We start from the raw sequence: 18,549 nt of genomic DNA on the forward strand, positions 1-18,549 counted from the left end.
CTACCTCGCCGGCCTCCACCTCCGTGCCTCGATGATCTGGATCAACGACCTCCTGAAGGCAACTACCTGATCACAACATCACACAGGCCCTAGGGGCCTGCCTGACAAATGATCACTGAGCGGGTCTCTTGTGTCTGGTGCTGTTTGACTTGCTGCGATGGCATCGGCCAGCGATTCTGGGCCGGTGCCAGGACAGCGGAAAAAGAAGCGGCAGCAAGAGGTCGCGAGGCGGCAGCTTGCCGCGTGCGACGCGGTGGGCGCGGGGCTGTGGAAAGTGATCTTCGAGACCCAGGACGAGGCGGAGTGGCGGGCTTATGTGCGCCGTCTGCGCGCTGGGGAGATACGGATCGACGGATCGGTGCTCAGGGTCGACACGCTGTGCGGCCGTCTGGTGCAGCCGACCACTTATCGGCTGAGTCTGTTCGTGACGGACCCTGCCTGCGAGCCCGGTGTTGGAGACCGCGACCATTGATCTCGTGGTGGGTCGCGGGGAGTTGGCGGATGCGGCGTGGGAGCGGATGGCTCCGTTCATACCGCAAATGGGCGGGGCCGCGGCCGTGGCGGGGTCACCGGCAGGGGGTGAACCAGGTGCTGTGGCGGTTGCGGACCGGGGTTCCCTGGCGTGATCTTCCCGAGCGCTGGGGTCCCTGGTGGACCGTGTATGAGCGGTTCGCCCGCTGGGAGTTCGCCTGCTGGCAGGCGGACGGAACCTTGGCGAGTCTGCTGGAGCATGTCCAGGCTCGAGATGACGCGGTCGGCGCCGTGGAGTGGACGGTGTCGGTGGACTCCACGATCAACCGGGCCCACCAGCAGGCCGCCGGAGCCCGCAAAAGAGGGAAACGGGCCGGGACGAACCCTGCGAGCGCGGGGGCGTTGGTCATGGCGAGGTGGGCCAGACGCAGCAGCACGAGGGGTCAAGATGCCGCCCGGCCCTGCCCCCCTGAAGATCCCGCAACGAGCAGCGACCCGGCCAGACATCGGCCCTCAAGGCTGCCCCCTGCACGGATGATGTGTCGGCATCCGCAGTGTCACGCTGTCACACGACATCCGTGGTGGGGCGGGGTTCACGGCCCGTCCGATCGAACGAAGTACACCCATCTGCCCTGTCCGTTACAGTCGTTTGCTGTCGCTGCGGTTCGGGTCGTCGCTGCCTAGGGGGCGCCGTGGGTCAGTCGGGGCGTTTGGGGCTGGTGGTCAGCGCGCGCTGGCTCGCCTACCAAGACGATCAGGCGTACATGCACGAGGCCGCGGAGGTTATCGCGGCTGCCCTGTACGACCCGGTCCTGGGGGCGTGCGAACCCGCGGTTGCGGGGCTGCGGGTGCTGCGGGATCCGCCGAAGAAGGTCCTGGAGGAGCGGATCCAGGAAGCCTTCGAGAACGCGTCCAGCACGGGGTCCACACTGGTGCTGTACCTGATCGGTCATGGTTCCTCCGACTTCGACGACGACCTGTACCACTTCATCCCGGCCGATCACCCTGTCAGTTTGGATGCGCTGCCGGCCCGCGGATACCCGCTGGGGGCGCGTCTGCGTACCCTCCACGGCGAGTTCCCCGGCTCGGACGGGGTGATCCTGATCATCGACACGTGCGAATCGGGGCGGCTGGCCGGCGAGCGACGGTGGTCGATGCCGATGAAGCGGATCTCGGTGTCCACCGCCACGAGCTACGAGTCGGGCTGGCAGGCGCGCTTCAGCCGGGTGGTCGGCGAGCACCTGGAGGCCGGCATCGACGACGCCGGCCGGTACCTGAGGCCCTCGGACTTCCAGCGCCACATCCCGCGGTGGCAGGACCAGTTCCCGCACCATTTCATCCACGACGAGAGCGACGACGCAGGTCTGTGGATCAGCGCGAACCGCGCGAGCCGCAAGGGCCTGGTGGAAGATCTGGTCGCCCGGGTCACCCGCCGGCAAGGCGGACTGCACGAGATACACCGTCGCTATCAGCGCCCCGAAGGCCATGACCCGGTGGCGCAGTCCGTGCGAGAGCACCGGAGGGTGGCAGTGCTGGGGCCGAGCGGCTCCGGGAAGAGCGCCACGCTGCAGATGACGGCGATCGACCGCATCGACCCGGGCCGGGCGGGCCCGAACCGGGATCTGTCGCTACCCGGCCAGGCGGTGGCGTTCTTTCCCATCGCAGCCGACACCACGCCGGAGGAGTTCGCCAGGCAGATCAACGATCAGCTGTACATGTCGGCCCGCGACGCCTTCGCCGAAGCGGAGGAAGCCTTCCTGCGGACCATGCCGCAGGAGGAGGTGGAAGCGCTACCGGCGACCGAGCGCTGGCTGACCGGGCCGCTGCGGCATCTGCCGGGCGATGTCGAGGTCCTCCTGGTCATCGACGCGCTGGACCAGCTTCCCGCCGAGGCCGAGACGGCCGTGACGGAATGTATCTCCGAACTCGGCGACGCGGACCGCTATGGCCACGTGAGCACCGTGGTATCGGTCCGTCACCGGCCCGAGTACGGCTACCCGGCCATCGTTCCGGTCGGCTTCGAGTGCGTCGCGGTGCCACCGTCCACCGTGCAACAGGTCCGCCGGTATGTGGAGCGCAGGAACGTCCCGGCCGAGCACGTCCCCGGCATCGTGCGGATCGCGGAGGGCAACTGGCTGATCGTCACCTTGCTGTGCAACGAGCTCAGCGGCCGCTCCGAACGCGACACCGACCGGGACACGGGCCTGCCCACCACGCGCGAGGACCTCTACGACCGGCTCCTCACCCGGGCCCTCGGCGAGTACGGCCGCGAGCAGCGCGAGAACACTGACAGGAACCTGGCCGCGATCCTGGCCGTGCTGGCCTACGGCGGCGAGAGCGTCCTGGTGCCCCTGGCAGTGCTGCGCGCCGCATCCGAAAGCCTGGAAGGCCCTTCGACCGTCGCCGGCGTGCGCACGGCTCTGGTCGCCCTGCACCACTTGGTGGAGCGCGTCGAACCCGGCACCGACCGCGAGCAGCTCACCGCCATCCACCCCACCTTCATCGACCACCTGCAACGCTCGCAGACTCTGACGCTTCCGAGCGCCGTCCGCACCCACTCGGCAATCGCCGATGCCCTGGCTAAGCTCGCTCCCATGGCCGATGGCAGGAACAGCGGCGACGATCCGGTGCGCGCCTACGCGGAGCGCAGCGAAGCCACCCACCGGTGGGAGGCAGGAGACCCCGACGGCGCCCTCGACGTGCTGATCGGCCGTCCCGCAGCACTCGCCGGCGAGAACAGACTCCGCTGGGAGCGCTGGACCCGCACCATCACCCACACCTTGGGCCCCGCGGACCTGCGCAGCCTGCGAGCCCGGCGCGAACTCGCCTCCTGGACCAGTCGCTGTGGCCTGTTCGCATCCGCCACCGAGCTCTACAGCCAGCTCCTGCCCGACGTCACGCACATCCTGGGCACCGACGACACCCTGTCCTTGCGTGTGGAACTGGACGCGGCACTCACCCGGGGCGTCTCCGGCCACGCCTCGGAAGCCCGCGACCTCCTCCAAGATCTGGTGCCGCGCATCCGCACGGCCCAGGGCCCGCACAGCGAACTCACGCTGGAGGCCCGGCACGCGCTCGGAAGTTGGACCGGGCTGGCCGGGTCCCCCCGGGCGGCGATGGACCAGATCCGCGAAGTCCTGCAGGAATGCCGCCAGTACCTGGGCGAAGAGCACTCCGAGACGCTCGCGTGCCGCAACAGCCTGGCCCGGTGGACCGGGGAATCCGGCTACGCTGCCCAAGCGGTAGAGGAGTTCAGCGCGCTCCTGCCCCTGCAGACCCGCCAGCTCGGTCCCCTGCACCGCGAGACCCTGCGCACCCGCTACAGCATCGCCTACTGGAACGGGGAAGCCGGACGGCCCGGACAGACCCTCGCGCTCCTACGCGACCTGGTACCCCAGCAGATCGAAGCACTCGGCGAGGACCACCCGGACACCTTGCGCACCCAGCACGGCGTCGGCCTGTGGAGCGGTGTCAACGGGGACCCGGCCGAAGCCATCCGTATCCTCACTGACCTCATGCCCGCCCGCATCCGCGTCCTGGGCCCCGACCACCCCGATACCCTGCGCACGCTGAACAACCTCGGCCGGTGGACCGGTGTCATGGGCCGCTACGACGAAGCCATCCACATCCTCGAGGAAACACGCGAACGCCGCACCCGCAGCCTCGGCGCCTCCCACCCCGACACGATGCGCACCGTCAACAACATCATCGACTTCACCGGGGCGGCCGGCGACTTCGCCCGTGCCCGCCAGCTCGCCGACGAACTCCTCCCGCTGCAGGAATCCGTCCTCGGCCCCCATCACCAGGACACCCTGCGCACCCGCTTCAACCAGGCAAAATGGCAAGCCGCGCAAGGAGACGCGGCAGGCGCCCTCGACAACCTGCGCCACCTGCTGCGCGACCAGCAAGACGCCATCGGGCCCGAGCACCCGAACACCCTGCGCACCGCCGAGGAGATCGCCGCCCTGGAGCAGCAGGCAGGCGCGTGAACCGCAGTCCCTCGCGTCACTCCTCTCCTGCCGCCGCATCGTCGTCGCCCTGCACATCCTGCAGTTCGCGCAGGGCGCGCACCACGTCATCGGCGTCGCCCCTCAGTACCGTCTCGCGCACCACACCGTCGGGACCGGTGACACGCACGGAGGTCTCCAGGGGGACCGAGGCGCCACTGGAGCGCGCCTCCCGCCGCGCCCGGATGACCATGAGTACGGCGTCCAGCGCCCCGGGGGCCATCTCCAGCGCGAACCGGAGCAAGTCACCGCCCTGGCGGCCGGGCACGGACGCGTCCGCCACCCGATCCACCCCGCCGGACACGGCCGGAAGGCCCGCCAGGTCCCCCCGGATGTCCTTCAAGGCCCCGCGAGCCGCCTGAACCGACTCATCCGAAACCACCAGCGAGGAGACCGCTACCTCAACCGACCAGGTGCCCATTGTTCCTCCGCACTCCGCACCGCGACCCCTCCGGTGTCGCCGAAGGCAACGATATTGGCCAACTCACCTCCATGGAGCGGCATTTCATGAGCCCCTCGATAGAACTCGTCATCTTCGACTGCGACGGCGTCCTGGTCGACAGCGAACGCCTCGCGGTACGCGTCGACTCCGCACTGATCACACAACTCGGCTGGGCCCTGACCCCACAGGACATCGCGCAGCGCTTCGTCGGCCACTCCAGGCAGTACATGCGCGAACAGATCGAGCAGCACCTCGGTCGCCGACTGCCGGACGACTGGCAGGTCCCGTTCGAGGAGGCCTACTGGGCCCTGGTGGAGGCGGAACTCACCGCTGTCGACGGCGTCAAGGACGTCATCGAGCAGCTCACCACCCCCTACTGCGTCGCCTCCAACGGCAGTCACCGCAAAATGACCCGGTCCCTGCGCCGCGCCGGTCTCCTGCACCTGTTCACCGGGCGACTCTTCAGCGCGGACGACGTGGCGCGTCCCAAACCCGCACCCGACCTCCACCTCTGGGCAGCAGCCCAGATGGGCGCCGCCCCCGAGCACTGCGTGGTCATTGAAGACAGCCCCTTCGGGCTTCGTGCCGCCCGCGCCGCCGGCATGCGCACCTTCGGCTTCACCGGCGGGGTGAACTCCGCCGAACAACTAGCCGGCCCAGGGACCACCCTTTTCCACGCCATGCATGAACTACCCGACCTGCTCGGAGCAGAAGCCACCGTCAAGTCCTGCTGACGAGTGCCTGGACCCGAGAGCAGGATGCGGCCGGCGAGCTGCCGCCGCCTGCGCCACCTGAGGCAGTGACCGACCTCGAGGCCGCCGTGGGGGCATCCGATGCCGCCCCGCCTCAAGCGGATCTGTCTCGAAGTCGCCGACGGGAGCTCGGCCGCTGGGGGAGGCTTTGTCCCTCACCGATACGACGTACAGCTTCAGCGACAGTCGTCGGCTGCTGGAGGGGTACGTGGGCCGGCGCGGAACAAGACGGACATGCTCTGTTCCCCGAAGACCTCACACCGGCCGAACATCTCTGCGGGCGGCTGGACGGACACTCGGACTTTCCGATGGCGCCCGCTGGTCCGGTCCGTACACTGCCGGGGGCGGGGAGGAGGACACCGGGAGAGATCGTCCCCATACCCTCGACACGACCTGCAGGCCAGCTGCCCGGTCAGCCGAGCAGCAGGGTGTCGAGCCAGTCGAACGTGCGCTGGTGGAACAGGAACATCGCACCCTCGTGGCAATGCTCGCCTGCGCCTTCGTCCTCACGGAAGCAGATCAGCTCCTTCTGGCAGGTCAACTCGCCGAACAGACGCTGCGGCTGCCCCTTGAAGAACTGGTCGTTCTCGGCTTCGAGTACGAGTGTCGGGCAGGTGATGCGGTCGGCGATACCCGCCATGGTGTACGCCTCGGTTGCCTTGACCAGCTCGTCGATGTCGGACACTCCGAAGGTCCACCGGCCGTTGCGCACCACCCATCGCACCATGGTGTCCTGCGCCATCAGCGCTTCCATGCCGCCGGGGACAGAAGCGGCACGGGCTGCGGTTGCGGCGATGACTTCGTGGAAGTCGTAGACGCCGTCGTACAGCACGCATGCGGCGAGGCGGTGCTCGATGGCGGCCGCCCTCGCAGCGAGATAGCCGCCGAGGCTCATGCCGATCAGCACGAGTCGCTCGGCGTCCACCTCGGGCAGCGTGAGCGCGAAATCGACGGCCGGGGTGACCACGGCCTCCCAGTCCGGCCGGAAGTGCAGGCCCTGCTCGCGGACGGTGCTGCCCTGGCCGGGACCGTCGAACGCGATGACGTTGTAGCCGCGCCGCAGCGCGCCTGCGGCCAGCGCAAAGTAGTCCTCCTCGAGGGTGGAGTCGTACCCGCCGTGGAAGAGCACGGTCGGGCGCGGGGTGCCCGAATCGTCGGCGAGGAACAGATAGCCGGGAAGCGTGGTGTCCTCGTACGGGATGCGCAGGGCGCGGGCCGGGGTGTCGAGCAGGGCGGCCGCGTCGGCGAACGTCTGCTGCGAGGCCTTGGCGAGCCGCGCCGACTCGGCGTCGGCGGCGGGATCCTCGCGGCGGTAGAAGTCGGCGGTCCGGTAGTAGTTGGACGCGCGCAGCAGCGCCTCTCGGGCACTGACTCGGTGACCAGCGGCCAGCGCGTCCCGGCCGATGCGCTCGATGCGCGCCGCCGTCGCGGCCCACTGGGACGACCAGGCCTCCTCGTCTCCCTCTGGGATCTGCCGGCAGGTGACGAGGACCTCGCCTAGGTCGGCGCCGCCATAGGCGGCATAGCCCGCGGCACGCAGTGCCTCGAAGGAGAAGGACTCGTCGTCATAGAGGAATTTCATCATCGACTCCTTTCCATCTATGGAACGCAACTGCAGCGTTCCGTCACGCTCAAAGCAACCGAAACAGCGAGGATAGCCAACGGGTTCGGAAGACGTTCGTGATCGCGCCATGGCCGAGTGGCATGAAAAGCCTTCATCCGGCACACCGCGAAGCTGCGGGTGGTCACGGCGGACTACTCTCCCCTTGGTGTCGGGTGGCTACGGAAGACGGCGGTGGCCGCAGCCGAGGCCCGGGCGAACTGGGTGGTGTACGGGGCGAAGTGGCCGCCGGGAAGCATCACCAGCTGCTTCGGTTCCAGCGCCCGGTCGTAGGCGGCGAGCCCGGTGTCGGTGAGGGTGACGGTGTCCTGCTCACCGACGATCACGAGCAGCGGTGTCGGGAGACGCGGTGGATGAGGACACCCGGTTCGTACATGCGCGCGTTGCGGGTGGAGCGGACGGTGACGGTGTTGTCCCAGCGCGTTCCTAGTGTGCCGCCAGTCTGTGATCTGCTTCGAGAAAGGTCGACAAGCGATGGACTCCTGTCGACCAGCACACCTCAGCCAGTCGGGCATCCAACCGCCAAGACCGCAGACTCGGCGAACCTGTGCGGCACGGCACCAGGCGTCGCGAGAGGGAACGCGGGCTGCGAGTTCGGCGGCGAAGTGGGCGGTCTGGGTGCGCCTCCGAAAGCGTGAACAGCGGCAGGCGCGGCCCGTACAGTTCTGGCATACCGAATGCGGGATCGAGCAGTGCGACCACGCGGGGTGCAACGCACACCAGCCGTGCCGGTTACGTCCGCGGCCAGCCCCTGATCCTGCCTCCACCGCCGCAGAACCTCAGGCTGAAACCGTCGGTTATCCGTGCCTTAAGCGGTGTGTAACGGAGCCTTAGAACCCCAACTTCTTTGCGAATCAATCGCGTTACCGAAAGTAACACGTTGTACAACAGTGCGGCGGGTTTCCAAAAGCGACCCGTGTCACCATGACCGATCCGCCGAGAGGACTCGCATGCCGATAAGGCACGGACGACAAAGAAGCCCGTAGCCGGAGCCGCCCGGCGAACTCCTGACGGCTGCGGTCACGTACAGACGCACAGTGACCGTGATGACCAAGGGCCGCGGTCCGTGCACAGGTTCGGCACGCCGCCGTATAGACCTGTCCGCCGGTGCCGTCAGCGCTCTCGGGGAGCACCTTGTGGTGGACCCCGAATGTCTCAGCGCGTGCTCCGGTTTCTGGGTGCCCTGCTTGGCCGCACACCGGAGCGGTCCGCCCACTGACGTCCGCATTCCCCATCCGAGAGGAAGACACCATGCGCTCACACCTGAAGTTATCAATCGCCGTCACCGCGGCGACACTCGCCACAGCCCTCGCTGCCCCTGTTGCCTCGGCACACACCGCCTCCACCCCTTCCCAGCGTTCGGGCAACCATGGAAGCCGGCCGTCGGACAGCCAGAACATCAACGTCCACGTGACGTCCTACGGCTACAACGACAACGACGACGGCAATGGCCACTACGGTACTGCGCAGATCGCCTACCCCCAGATACACAACGAGGCGACCGAAGACCTGGGCACCTACGACCACCCCGCCACCTTCGCCACCGACCCCGGCGAATTCGCCCCCGGTACTCGCATCTACGTCCCGTACCTCCAGAAGTACTTCATCATGGAGGACGGTTGTGCGGAGTGCAGTTCGGACTGGCACAACGGCGTGTACCACGTCGACCTGTGGATGGGCCCCGCCAGCACGCAGCCGGAGCCCGCTCTCGGCAATTGCGAAGGTTCGGTCACCCAGGACTCCGGCATCATCGTCAACCCTGATCCCGGCCTGCCGGTCGACACCACCCCGATGTTCTCCAACGGACTGTGCACGGTCGTCCACCACTGAGCCGTCCCTGAGCGGCCTGGCTCGTCGGCGTCCGGTCGCCGTCGGCAGCCGACGAACGCACACGCCCTCGCATCCGCACACCAGGTCAGGCACACCGTGCCGGAGCACGCCGCCCCAGGCTCAAGTCATGCCCGTGGAGGGCGGTCCCATTCCTTTCGAATCCCAGTCCGACAAGGCAACCATGAACACTCGCATCCCCAGACCCGCTCTTGCCGCGCTTCTGCCACTCACCGCCACCGCCATGCTGGTCGCGAACGAACAGCCGGCCAATGCCACGGCGGCGACGCCGGCGTGGCCCGCGCACTTCGCGGCCCCCTACCTCCAGATCGGCCCCGGCACCGCCGGTGACATGGCCGACGACATGGCCACCACCGGTCTGAGGCATTACACGCTGGCTTTCCTCATCCCCCAGGATGGCTGCACGGCCAAATGGGAATTCAACGGTGACCCCGTCGGCGCCTTCAGTTCGGAAATCAACGCACTCAAGGCCAACGGCGGAGACGTCATCATCTCCTTCGGCGGAGCCGCCGGCGGCGAACTCGCCCAGACCTGCACCTCCGTCTCCGACCTAACCGCCGCCTACGCCAACATCGTCAACACGTATGGCGTCACCCGGCTCGACTTCGACATCGAAGGCGCGACCCTCGACGACACCGCAGCCAACACCCGCCGCAACCAGGCGCTCGCCGCGCTTCAGGCACAAAACCCCTCGGTCCAGGTGGACTACACGCTCGCGGTCGCCCCCGACGGCCTGCCCTCCGCACAGACCCAACTCCTCCAGGACGCCAAGAACAACGGGGTCAACGTCAGCACCGTCAACCTCATGACCATGGACTTCGGCGACGGGCACAACGCGCTCGCCGACGCCGAATCGGCCGCACAGGCAACCGCCCAGCAACTCGCCAATATCTACGGCGTTTCCAACTCACAGGCGTACCAGATGATGGGCCTGACGCCGATCGCCGGCAAGAACGACGACGACGAAATCTTCTCCCAGTCCGACGCGGTTGCGCTGGAGAACTTCGCCGCCTCCAACGGAGTCCAGGAACTGTCCTTCTGGGAAGTCGACGGATACGACAAGCCCACCGGCTACGCCTACTCCAACACCTTCAACCAGATCAGCACCGCCCAGGGACCCAATGTGGGCGCACGGACACCACGCACAGCACACTGACACCGGCTGAACAAGGAGGAGAAGGTCTTCCGAGACCTCCTGAGCCGGCGCATTGCACCGGCTCAGGCATCCACCCCGAACTGGCGCGAAAATTGCCATGGGCGCGGATGCCGGAGGCGGCCTCGCTGAGCGGGTAGGCGCACCCGCTCCCGCTTCTCCTGCTCCCTGGGCGTCCGTCCGCCCCCCCACGCGTGGACCGCATGACCACGTCGTACCGCGATGATCAAGAACCGTCACGGCCTGGGGGGTCTCCACGAGTTCAACCTGAGTATCCGACCACGGGCGGCTGCGCACCACCGGCGGCCTCGTATGTCGGGCACCCCGAGGGCAGCGGCGCGTGTGCTCCTGACGTCGCCGACCTCGGGATGTGAGTGGTGACGAACGCAGCCCGCAAGGTCAACTCCGTGTTGCAGTAGCCGAGTCTCACCAGCCGGTGTAGCGTCGTGATCAGCAGTCGTGGTTCCGAAGTGCCGTTCGCCCGTGATCGCAGTCACGGGCGTTTCTGCTGTTCAACGCCTCTCCGGACCAGGGCGATCACCTCCGGATCCCGCACGGTGCGGGGCCCGATACGAGTCCTCTCGAAGGAGACAGGCACATGGCTACAGGCACTGTGAAGTGGTTCAACGCGGAAAAGGGCTTCGGCTTCATCGAGCAGGACGGTGGTGGCCCGGACGTCTTCGCCCACTACTCGAACATCGACGCCCAGGGTTTCCGGGAGCTGCAGGAAGGCCAGAAGGTGACGTTCGACATCACGCAGGGCCAGAAGGGCCCCCAGGCGGAGCACATCCGGCCCGCCTGACGACGCACGAAGAAGCCCCGGCCGGTGCGTCCACCGGCGGGGTATGTGTCGGCCGCCGCCCCGCCTCCAGACCTGCGTGATCCGGACGGTGGGGCGTCGCTCCGTACGGGCCGGCTACTTTCTTGCTGTCCCGCCGAGAGCGTGCTCGAGACCACCGGGGCCTCTGCTCGGCCCCGGTAGCCTCTGACGCGGCTTCGCGGTCAGCGCACCCTGACCGTCTCGGCGGGCGAGATCATCTGCAGGTGGAGCTTGTTCGAGTTCCCGGTCCGTCGCGTGGAGCGCCCTGCGGAACCGCAGCGTGCCACGGTGCTTCGCCCGCACCGACGTGGCGACCACGCCGCCGTGGAACACCGCACCGCGAGCGCACTTCACCGTGCGCCGGCATCCGGTGGCCTCTCGCTGCTGGACACAGAACTTCGCAAAGAGGCCGTCGTCGTTCGAGACGCACCTCTTTACGTGGGTGGACGCGCGCGCCGACCTTCATGGTGTGCGGGCTCACCTTGAAGTCATGACTGATCTTCGCCGAGCCGCCACGGCGCTCACGCGCGGCGGTCCGGGACGCCGCTGTCTCGCCAGCCGCCGCGCGTCCGGCGGCGCGCCACCGGCGTGACCGCCACCGCCTCCGCGGCCGCGCTCGAGGACGCCCGGTTGCAGCAGAACCGCGACCGCGACCGCGAGGGCCAGGCAGACGACGAACGCGGCTTCGCCGAGGTCGCAGCGTGGGAGCGCAAGTCGCATGCCCTGGGTAGGCGCGCGGATCAGCGCAGTCCGGCGAAGAGGTCGTTCTCGGGTACGGCCGCGCCGGTGGTGTCCTGGACACGTACGAAGGTCTCCACGCCCATCAACTCGGTGAACCTCTTCTGGCCCATTTTGAGGAAGAAGATGTTCTCGCCCTGGCTGGCGTGCGCGGCCAGCGCATCGAACTTCTGAGCGCCGAACGCGGCGGTGTCCACCCAGGTGGTGATCTCCTCATCTGGAAGTCCGATCTCGGCCATCGCGGCGGCCTCAGCGGGATCCGGCTCCTGCCAGTCCCCACCGAACTCCCGCATGGTCTCCCCGAATCGCTGCATCATCGAGCGGGGCGCCGTCGTCCAGTACACCTTCGGTGTCAGCGCGGTCATCGTCAGCGCCGCCATCGTGATGCGGTTGGCCTGGATGTGGTCGGGGTGGCCGTAGAAGCCGTTCTCGTCGTAGGTCACGACCACATCGGGTTGGTAGCGCCGCAAGAGTTCCGCCAGGCGGGCAGCGCCCTCCTCGACGGGGGTCTTCCAGAAGGATCCGGGGGCGTCGTTGGCCGGCCAGCCCATCATCCCGGAGTCGGCGTAACCCAGCATCTCCAGATGACTGACCTTCAGGACGTCACAGCTCGCCTCGAGTTCTTGACGCCGCATCAAGGCGACGGCCGCCGGATCGTGCCCGGGATCGCCCGGCTTGACACCCCCCGGTCCGTCACCGCAACTGCCGTCTGTACATGTCACGAGCACCGTGCGGATGCCCTCCGCCGCGTACCGCGCGAGGACACCTCCCGTTCCGGTGGCCTCATCGTCGGGGTGGGCGTGCACCGCCATGAGCGTCAAGGGCCAGTCATTCATGAAACAGTCCTCCTGTGTGAAAACCTCGATCCGAGTCCGCGGCGGGCGTACCACGGACCCGGGGTCCCGGACAGCGTGCGGGCGGACGGCTTTTTGGTCTCCTGTTTCCCGCCCCGCGCGGCGCCGGTCCCTCGCCAGTGCAACAGTGCCGGCCCTACCGGCTGTTCCCGCCGCGCACGGGAACACCCCTGGGCCTTGGTGCTCGTTCCGGTGCATTTCGCGTCCGGACTTGCGACTGTGGGAACCCAGGCGCCGATGTTCAGCGGTGACCGCAAGAATCCACGCATGACCGACACCACTCAGGTCCCCGCAGAGGGGCGGACGACCTGGCCCGGCTCCTGGCGGCCGTGCGTCGTCTGAGGGCCCCGAGGGCGAAGGGTCTCTGCCAGATAGCGCACGGGCGAAGCCTAGAGGGCCGCTGGCGATATACGTGACTCTCATAACTGGGTGAGTCATAGCTGGGCAAGCATGCGGTCGGAGCTGTTCGAACGAGGCCCTGCCGTGCACGGCTCGCTTGAGCATTTTCAGCCGGTTCACATGCCCTTCGACCATCCCGGAGGGACCGTGACCCTCGTCGCGGCGACCGCCACTGACCTGAGGGAGGACGGCGCCGGCTCATAGGCCGCCTCGACAGCGCGCAGGTCGCCTCCTCCTGGTGCGGAGGAGGCGACCTGCGGTGTGTGGCGGGCTACTTGAACCAGTAGCGGACGCCGTGGTGGTGGGAGCAGGTGCCCTGCGAGTGCCGCGAGTAGGACAGTGAGGCGTCCACGCACTTGGCGGTCTCGTACTTGTCCTTGGGCTTTTGGTGGTGCGTCCAGCCGCACACGCCGGTGGTGTGCTGGATGCAGTGGTGAGCGGTGTTGGTCGACGGCAAGGTCGCCGCGAACGCGGCCGGTGCGCTGAAGAAGACACCGGCCAGGGCGACAGCCACGGCTGGGACGGCAAGACGAGCGCGCAAAGGAACCCCCCTTTGGAGTCGAGCAAGTGCAGCGGGACTCTATCCGGGTTTCAACCGTCTACGTAACGTTTTGGATTGTCGGACCCGGCGGCCGGCCGGTTGTTACTGACTTCTCCGTTCAGTCGCCGGGGTGGTTGACGGCCCGGTCTGGGCGAGGCCTCCCTCGATGAGGTATGGCTGACGTGGATGCGGGGCATGCCGCTGCGAACGGCCCTGACGAGGTGGTCATGGTCGGCGAAAACCACGTTGGCAGTGGACCGCGCGCACTGGTCCTGGTCATGCTCACCTCCGCCGTCCGAGGGGGCGGAGGATGCCGAAGGCCAGGAGGCGTGCATCGCGCCGTCGCTCCGGGCGCCTCGGCCGTACGGCGGGCAGAAAGCTGCCTACCAGCACGATCAGCGTCAGGGCGAGCAGTGCGGACCCCGCTTGCTCCGCCGCCGGACGCAGTCCGGCGGGGCGGGGGCGGCACGGCACGGCACGCTTGGCGCCCGGGAATCACGACCACGACATCGACGCGCAACCGTGTCGCCGCCACTGACCAATCCAGGCGCAACCTCAGAACCCGGGCGTGTCCTGCAGCTGGCGTATATGTCGGAAAAGCCTACTGAGAGGGTCGTTTTTCTGCCACGATTGCCCCGCGTTGCCCGGACTTCGGCAGGCCAACGGACGGGTACAGAGCGGGGGAGGCTCTGGTGGGGGCGGAAAATCTGGAACGCGCTGTCGCGGAGGCGATCGAACGGAGCCGTCCGGTCGCGGCGGATCTGCGACGCGAGATCAACGGGCTCGTCGGCGGGCTCATGCAGGGCGTCGGGCACGACCTGTCCGGCGGGTCGGCCGGGTCCGCGCCGCCCGCCTCCGGCGCGTCGTCCCCGCCCGGCGCCGATGGGCTCCGCGCGTACGCCGACGACGTAGTGCGGGCCGTCGTCCGCGAATTGGAGGAGCTGACGAAGCGCCGGCTCGGTGACGAACTCGGGACGTTCAACCTCGTCCTGTTCGGCCGCACCGGTACGGGCAAGAGCAGCCTGACCGAGGCGCTGACCCAGGGTTTCGGCTGCTCGATCTCTCCTGACGGCGCGTCCGACTGGACCACCGGCGTCGCTCCGGGCCAGTGGCGCGGCTGCCGCGTCGTCGACACCCCGGGCACCAACGGCTGGGGGCGGACGAAGTCGCGCTCGGAGCTGGAGGAGACCGCCCGGGAGACACTGGTCTCCGCGGATGTGGTGATCCTCTGCTTCGACAGCCAGAGCCAGCAGGAGGGGGAGTTCGCCAAGGTGGCCGACTGGGTCGCCGACTACGGCAAGCCGGTGGTCGCCTTCCTCAACAACCGCAGCTCGATGTGGCGCTTCCCCACCCGGGTGCCCCAGCAGGAGATCCGCCGCAGGCTCTCCCGCTCCGTCGCCGAGCACGCCGAGAACATCCGAGACGAACTCGCCCGTATCGGCCTGCACGACGTCCCGGTCGTGGCTCTCAACGCCAAGCGGGCGGTGTTCGCCCGCGCCTCCCTGCCCTACCAGGGGCCCGACGCCGACAGCCTGTCGAAGCACCGGGCCGAGGCGGGTTCCATCGACGTCCTCCTCGACTGGTCGAACCTGCCGGTCCTCGAATCCCTGCTCGCCACGGCCCTCGGCCGGGACGCGGTCGGTCTCCGGCTCGGCGCGCTGGTGTCCCAGATCGGCGGTGCCTGCCGGAATGCGGACGACAGGCTCCGGGTGCACGTCGAGGAGCCCGCCCTCCGGCTCGCCGAGCAGACGGAGATCCGCATCGAAGGCCTTGCCATCCGGCAGGTACGGGCCGCGCGCCTCACCGACCGGGTGGTCGAGTTCCTCGACCGCGGACTGGGGAGGGCACGGCGCAACGGCGACCCGGAGGAGCGCAAGGCGCTCGCCGAGCGCCTCGACCGATGGACGGAGGACCCGGGCCTGCAGGCGGTCGTCGAGCAGTGGTGGGCCGAGTCGGCCGACGAGATCACGGTCTGGTGGCGGCGCACCGCCCACTCCTTCCGCCGCCGCCTGGGATCCAAGGCGTTCGCCCGGACGGTCCCGGAGACCGGGGTCGTGGGGGACCTCCGCTTTCTGAACGGCCACCCGCGCCGCGAGCGCCGCAGGAAGGCAGCCCAGGGGTTCGGCCGGGTGGGGGCGCTGATCGGGAAGGCCGCCGACGGCCCGGTGATCGCCCGGGTGGCGACGTGGTTCGGCCGGAGCCTGGAGCCGGCCTCGCTCGCACGCGGGGCGGTGCTGATGGCGAGGACGGGAATGGTCCTGTCGGTGGCCGGCAGCGTCGTTGACGTCTACACCCTGGTCCGCAATGTGAAGGAGGACCAGGAACTGGCCCGGGGCCGGCTGGCGGTGTCGGTGACCCTGCGGGAGTCCGGCGCCCGGTGGGCCGAGGTGATCACGGACGGAACCGAGGACGAGCCCGGCCTGCTGTCCGGGCTCGACGACGACTGCGAGGAACTGAGCGCCCGCGTCAAGGAGACCGACGAGCGCGCGGCCGTGTACACCCGGACCACGGACGCGCTGCGGGACAGGATCGGCACCATCCGGGAAGTGATCGCCGACGCGCTCGCCCACCTGGGCCACGAGCCCGTCGGCCACTCGGCACGGCAGCACACGGAGGGGGAGCGATGAGCGAGACCGAGACCGAGAGCGGGACCCCGCCCGTCAACGGGGGGAAACCAGCGGCACCGGGGAGTGGATCGACCGGATCCGCGCCGCGGTGCGCACCGTCGCCGGGAAGGGCGTCACGGACGAGGTCACGGCCCTGTGGGACGAGTTCAGGGACACCACGGCCGTGAGGGTGACCGTCTACGGCCCCTACGACTCCGGCAAGTCGAGCCTGGTCAAGCGCCTGCTGGTGGAGGACGGGACGGCCGTGCCGGAGAGCACAGCCTCGACCTCGTCCTGCGCGACCTGCGCGGTCAGGTCCGCTGGGTGGTCCGCAGCCTGTACCAGGGCCACCTGGAGAAGAACTTGGGCATGTCGCTCGACCGGGCCGTGGCGGAACTGGGACAGGTGGAGAGGCTCGCCGGCCAGCGGCGCAAGCTCCGTTACTACTACCGCAGCGGCGTCGGGTTCGCCGACGCCAAGCACGTCGCGCAGGCGCGGGCCTCGCTCCAGCGGATGAAGATCTTCGACGCGGTGCTTCCTTCCGTGCTCGAACTCGGCACCCTCGTCTTCCGTGAGATCCAGGGCGCCCGCCTGGAGGCCCGGGAGGCGGAGCGGCGCAGCGAACTCCGCGGCAGGCTCGGCAAGACAGCCGACACGATCGTGGACCGCGTGCTCGGCGCCGACGAGGACCGCCCGGACTTCGGCTGGAGCACGGCGATCGCGGAGGTCCGGACCGGTCTCGAGGAACTGGCCCGGCCGCTGCGGTCGATGACGGACGTCCTCGACGCGCGCGGGAAGGAACTGGAGGCCGGAGCGGCCGATCTGAGCACCCTGCTGGAGCGGGCCCCGGCACGCGCGCACACGGCGTGGGACGGGCGGGTAGGACCGGAGGAGGAAGGGGGAGGCCGATGACACCGGGGGAAGCGGGACGGGACGGCCCGGAGGGATACGAGACCGCCTGGCGCGTGGTGCGCTCGCTGCGCCGGGTGCCGGAGTGGCGGCTCACCCCGGCGCAGTGGGAGGCGGTCGGCGCCGCGGTACGGGACATCGCCGGGCTCTGGCACAGGGAGGACCGGCGGGGCCTGCGGGCGGCGGTGGGCCGGCTGGAACTGGCCGGGCCCCGGATGGTGGTGACCAGACACCAGGACGAACCCCTGCGGCCCCCGCCGGTGGGGCTTCCGGAGGAGCTGAACGAACTGGTGACCTGCATCGTGGCGGAGGCCGGCGAGCCCAGCGGGACCGGTGTCGCGTCGCCGGGCGGCGGTGCGGAGACGGACGGACGGTGAACCGTTGACCGCCGTGGTGCTGCGCCAGGCCCTGCTCGACCACGAGTTCTTCCACGTCGGGCCACGCGGCCTGGAGGAACGGGCGGCCACCGGGGTGCGGGGAGCGTGGGACGAGTGCGGACGGTCGGGCATGGACCGGCCGGTGTCCGGCGTGCCGTCGACCGACATGGCGCCGCTGCCCGGCGGGCCCGCCGGCGGCTACCGGGTGCTGGCCGCCCGGCAACAGGAGGGCGACGGCATCCGGCAGGCGCTGCTGTACCAGACCCACGACGTGCTGGGCGCGGCCGTCCTGCTCGCGCCGGACGGTGACGGAACCCCCGGCGGCGAGCCCTCCTGGCGGCTGCTGGAGACCGCCCGTCCCCCGGCAGCCGCGCCCGGAGGCCTGGGCGCGGCCCGGGTGCTGCTCGGCATCACCGCGCACCCGCTGTCCACGGGGGACGACCTCGCCCGAGTGGGCGCGCTGCTGCCGGACCTGGTGGCCGGAGCGCGTCCGGGCCGGTGGCAGTACGACGGCCGGCCCACCGGCCAGGGGTTCGCCGTCTGGGAGATACCGCAGAACGCCGATCCGGCCGCCGACGCCGCTGCGGCACCGCCGAGACGCCGTCTGGTGGTGCTCGCCCCCGTCGCCCTGGAACGGGAACTGGACGCCTGGGCCTGGCACAGCCGCGACCGGCTCGCCCCACTGACCCGGTACCTGCTGCACGCGGCGAAACTCCGCTACCAGGCGGCGGTGTTCGACGCGAGCCGGCACCGCGAGCTGCGCCGCCGGGTGGAGGAGGCCACCGACCGGGCGCGGACCGCCTCCCGGCTGCTGCGAGGCAATCCCCGGACCGCGCTGCGGGAGGCGCTCGACACCCGCGCCGTGCTGGTCGGCCTGCGCACCGACACCGACGGGCTGATCACCGCCGCCGCCCGGCTGCGGGTGATGAGCCGCACGGTACGGATCGCCCGCGCCAATCTGGCCGCGGCCGTGGCGGGCGGGGCGGTCGTGCTCCTGCCGGGTGCCGGCGA

General features: G+C 69.3%; 15 protein-coding genes and 1 pseudogene. 11 read left to right on the forward strand and 5 right to left on the reverse strand.

What is annotated here, in order from left to right:
- Positions 1–157 precede the first annotated feature (157 nt).
- The 3 genes and pseudogenes from ABT288_RS44865 (at position 158) to ABT288_RS44875 (ending at position 4,460) form a co-directional block, all read left to right on the forward strand.
- Positions 158–472 (forward strand): hypothetical protein, encoded by a 315-nt coding sequence (locus ABT288_RS44865; protein ID WP_351621283.1) that lies wholly within the window; start codon positions 158–160, stop codon positions 470–472.
- 4 nt (positions 473–476) lie between these two features.
- Positions 477–873, forward strand: a pseudogene (locus ABT288_RS44870) (transposase); the annotation flags it as partial.
- A 290-nt stretch (positions 874–1,163) separates the two neighbouring features.
- Positions 1,164–4,460, forward strand: a complete 3,297-nt coding sequence (locus ABT288_RS44875; protein ID WP_351621286.1) for a tetratricopeptide repeat protein — start codon at positions 1,164–1,166, stop codon at positions 4,458–4,460.
- Positions 4,461–4,476: 16 nt separating this feature from the next.
- Here the strand turns inward: ABT288_RS44875 and ABT288_RS44880 are convergent, their stop codons facing one another.
- Positions 4,477–4,761, reverse strand: coding sequence for a hypothetical protein (locus tag ABT288_RS44880; protein ID WP_351621289.1), 285 nt, complete (start codon positions 4,759–4,761; stop codon positions 4,477–4,479).
- Positions 4,762–4,985: 224 nt separating this feature from the next.
- Between ABT288_RS44880 and ABT288_RS44885 the strand changes: the two genes are divergently transcribed.
- Positions 4,986–5,654 carry an HAD family hydrolase gene (locus tag ABT288_RS44885; RefSeq protein ID WP_351621292.1) on the forward strand — a complete coding sequence of 223 codons (669 nt, stop codon included), beginning with the start codon at positions 4,986–4,988 and terminating at the stop codon, positions 5,652–5,654.
- Between the two features lie 430 nt (positions 5,655–6,084).
- Here ABT288_RS44885 and ABT288_RS44890 read toward each other — a convergent pair whose 3' ends face one another.
- Together ABT288_RS44890 and ABT288_RS44895 are read right to left on the reverse strand one after the other, a co-directional pair.
- Positions 6,085–7,254: an alpha/beta hydrolase family protein gene (locus ABT288_RS44890; RefSeq protein WP_351621295.1), complete on the reverse strand. Its 1,170-nt coding sequence runs from the start codon at positions 7,252–7,254 to the stop codon at positions 6,085–6,087.
- 173 nt (positions 7,255–7,427) lie between these two features.
- A complete protein-coding gene (locus ABT288_RS44895) occupies positions 7,428–7,619 on the reverse strand; it encodes a hypothetical protein (RefSeq protein WP_351621298.1) in 192 nt (63 codons plus the stop codon).
- Positions 7,620–8,544: 925 nt separating this feature from the next.
- Here ABT288_RS44895 and ABT288_RS44900 point away from each other — a divergent pair.
- The 3 genes from ABT288_RS44900 (at position 8,545) to ABT288_RS44910 (ending at position 11,096) form a co-directional block, all read left to right on the forward strand.
- Positions 8,545–9,123 carry a hypothetical protein gene (locus ABT288_RS44900; protein ID WP_351621301.1) on the forward strand — a complete coding sequence of 193 codons (579 nt, stop codon included), beginning with the start codon at positions 8,545–8,547 and terminating at the stop codon, positions 9,121–9,123.
- A 127-nt stretch (positions 9,124–9,250) separates the two neighbouring features.
- Positions 9,251–10,297, forward strand: a complete 1,047-nt coding sequence (locus ABT288_RS44905; protein WP_351621304.1) for a glycosyl hydrolase family 18 protein — start codon at positions 9,251–9,253, stop codon at positions 10,295–10,297.
- A 595-nt stretch (positions 10,298–10,892) separates the two neighbouring features.
- Positions 10,893–11,096, forward strand: a complete 204-nt coding sequence (locus ABT288_RS44910) for a cold-shock protein (protein ID WP_055492756.1) — start codon at positions 10,893–10,895, stop codon at positions 11,094–11,096.
- Positions 11,097–11,854: 758 nt separating this feature from the next.
- Here the strand turns inward: ABT288_RS44910 and ABT288_RS44915 are convergent.
- Positions 11,855–12,688 carry a PIG-L family deacetylase gene (locus ABT288_RS44915; RefSeq protein ID WP_351621307.1) on the reverse strand — a complete coding sequence of 278 codons (834 nt, stop codon included), beginning with the start codon at positions 12,686–12,688 and terminating at the stop codon, positions 11,855–11,857.
- A 688-nt stretch (positions 12,689–13,376) separates the two neighbouring features.
- Complete coding sequence (locus ABT288_RS44920) at positions 13,377–13,619, reverse strand: DUF3761 domain-containing protein (protein ID WP_351621310.1); 243 nt, start codon at positions 13,617–13,619, stop codon at positions 13,377–13,379.
- A 719-nt stretch (positions 13,620–14,338) separates the two neighbouring features.
- On the opposite strand from ABT288_RS44920, the gene ABT288_RS44925 reads away from it, so the two are divergent.
- The 4 genes from ABT288_RS44925 to ABT288_RS44940 all read left to right on the forward strand — a co-directional run.
- Complete coding sequence (locus tag ABT288_RS44925; RefSeq protein ID WP_351621313.1) at positions 14,339–16,273, forward strand: GTPase; 1,935 nt, start codon at positions 14,339–14,341, stop codon at positions 16,271–16,273.
- Positions 16,274–16,576: 303 nt separating this feature from the next.
- Complete coding sequence (locus ABT288_RS44930) at positions 16,577–17,164, forward strand: hypothetical protein (protein ID WP_351621316.1); 588 nt, start codon at positions 16,577–16,579, stop codon at positions 17,162–17,164.
- Entirely contained in the window at positions 17,161–17,538 is a 378-nt protein-coding gene (locus ABT288_RS44935) for a CATRA system-associated protein (protein ID WP_351621319.1), read from the forward strand. Before ABT288_RS44930 ends, ABT288_RS44935 begins: the two co-directional genes overlap by 4 nt.
- A gap of 13 nt (positions 17,539–17,551) precedes the next feature.
- Positions 17,552–18,549, forward strand: a 998-nt coding sequence (locus tag ABT288_RS44940; protein ID WP_351621322.1) for a CATRA conflict system CASPASE/TPR repeat-associated protein, incomplete at its 3' end; no start/stop codon positions are given.

The sequence above is a fragment of the Streptomyces sp. NPDC001093 genome (assembly GCF_040298985.1).
Taxonomy (GTDB): domain Bacteria; phylum Actinomycetota; class Actinomycetes; order Streptomycetales; family Streptomycetaceae; genus Streptomyces.

Coding starts and splice junctions, on each gene's coding strand:
- ABT288_RS44865 (WP_351621283.1), top strand. CDS start 158: ATGGCATCGGCCAGCGATTCTGGGCCGGTGCCAGGACAGCGGAAAAAG.
- ABT288_RS44885 (WP_351621292.1), top strand. CDS start 4,986: ATGAGCCCCTCGATAGAACTCGTCATCTTCGACTGCGACGGCGTCCTG.
- ABT288_RS44890 (WP_351621295.1), bottom strand. CDS start 7,254: ATGAAATTCCTCTATGACGACGAGTCCTTCTCCTTCGAGGCACTGCGT.
- ABT288_RS44900 (WP_351621301.1), top strand. CDS start 8,545: ATGCGCTCACACCTGAAGTTATCAATCGCCGTCACCGCGGCGACACTC.
- ABT288_RS44905 (WP_351621304.1), top strand. CDS start 9,251: ATGCCCGTGGAGGGCGGTCCCATTCCTTTCGAATCCCAGTCCGACAAG.
- ABT288_RS44910 (WP_055492756.1), top strand. CDS start 10,893: ATGGCTACAGGCACTGTGAAGTGGTTCAACGCGGAAAAGGGCTTCGGC.
- ABT288_RS44915 (WP_351621307.1), bottom strand. CDS start 12,688: ATGAATGACTGGCCCTTGACGCTCATGGCGGTGCACGCCCACCCCGAC.
- ABT288_RS44935 (WP_351621319.1), top strand. CDS start 17,161: ATGACACCGGGGGAAGCGGGACGGGACGGCCCGGAGGGATACGAGACC.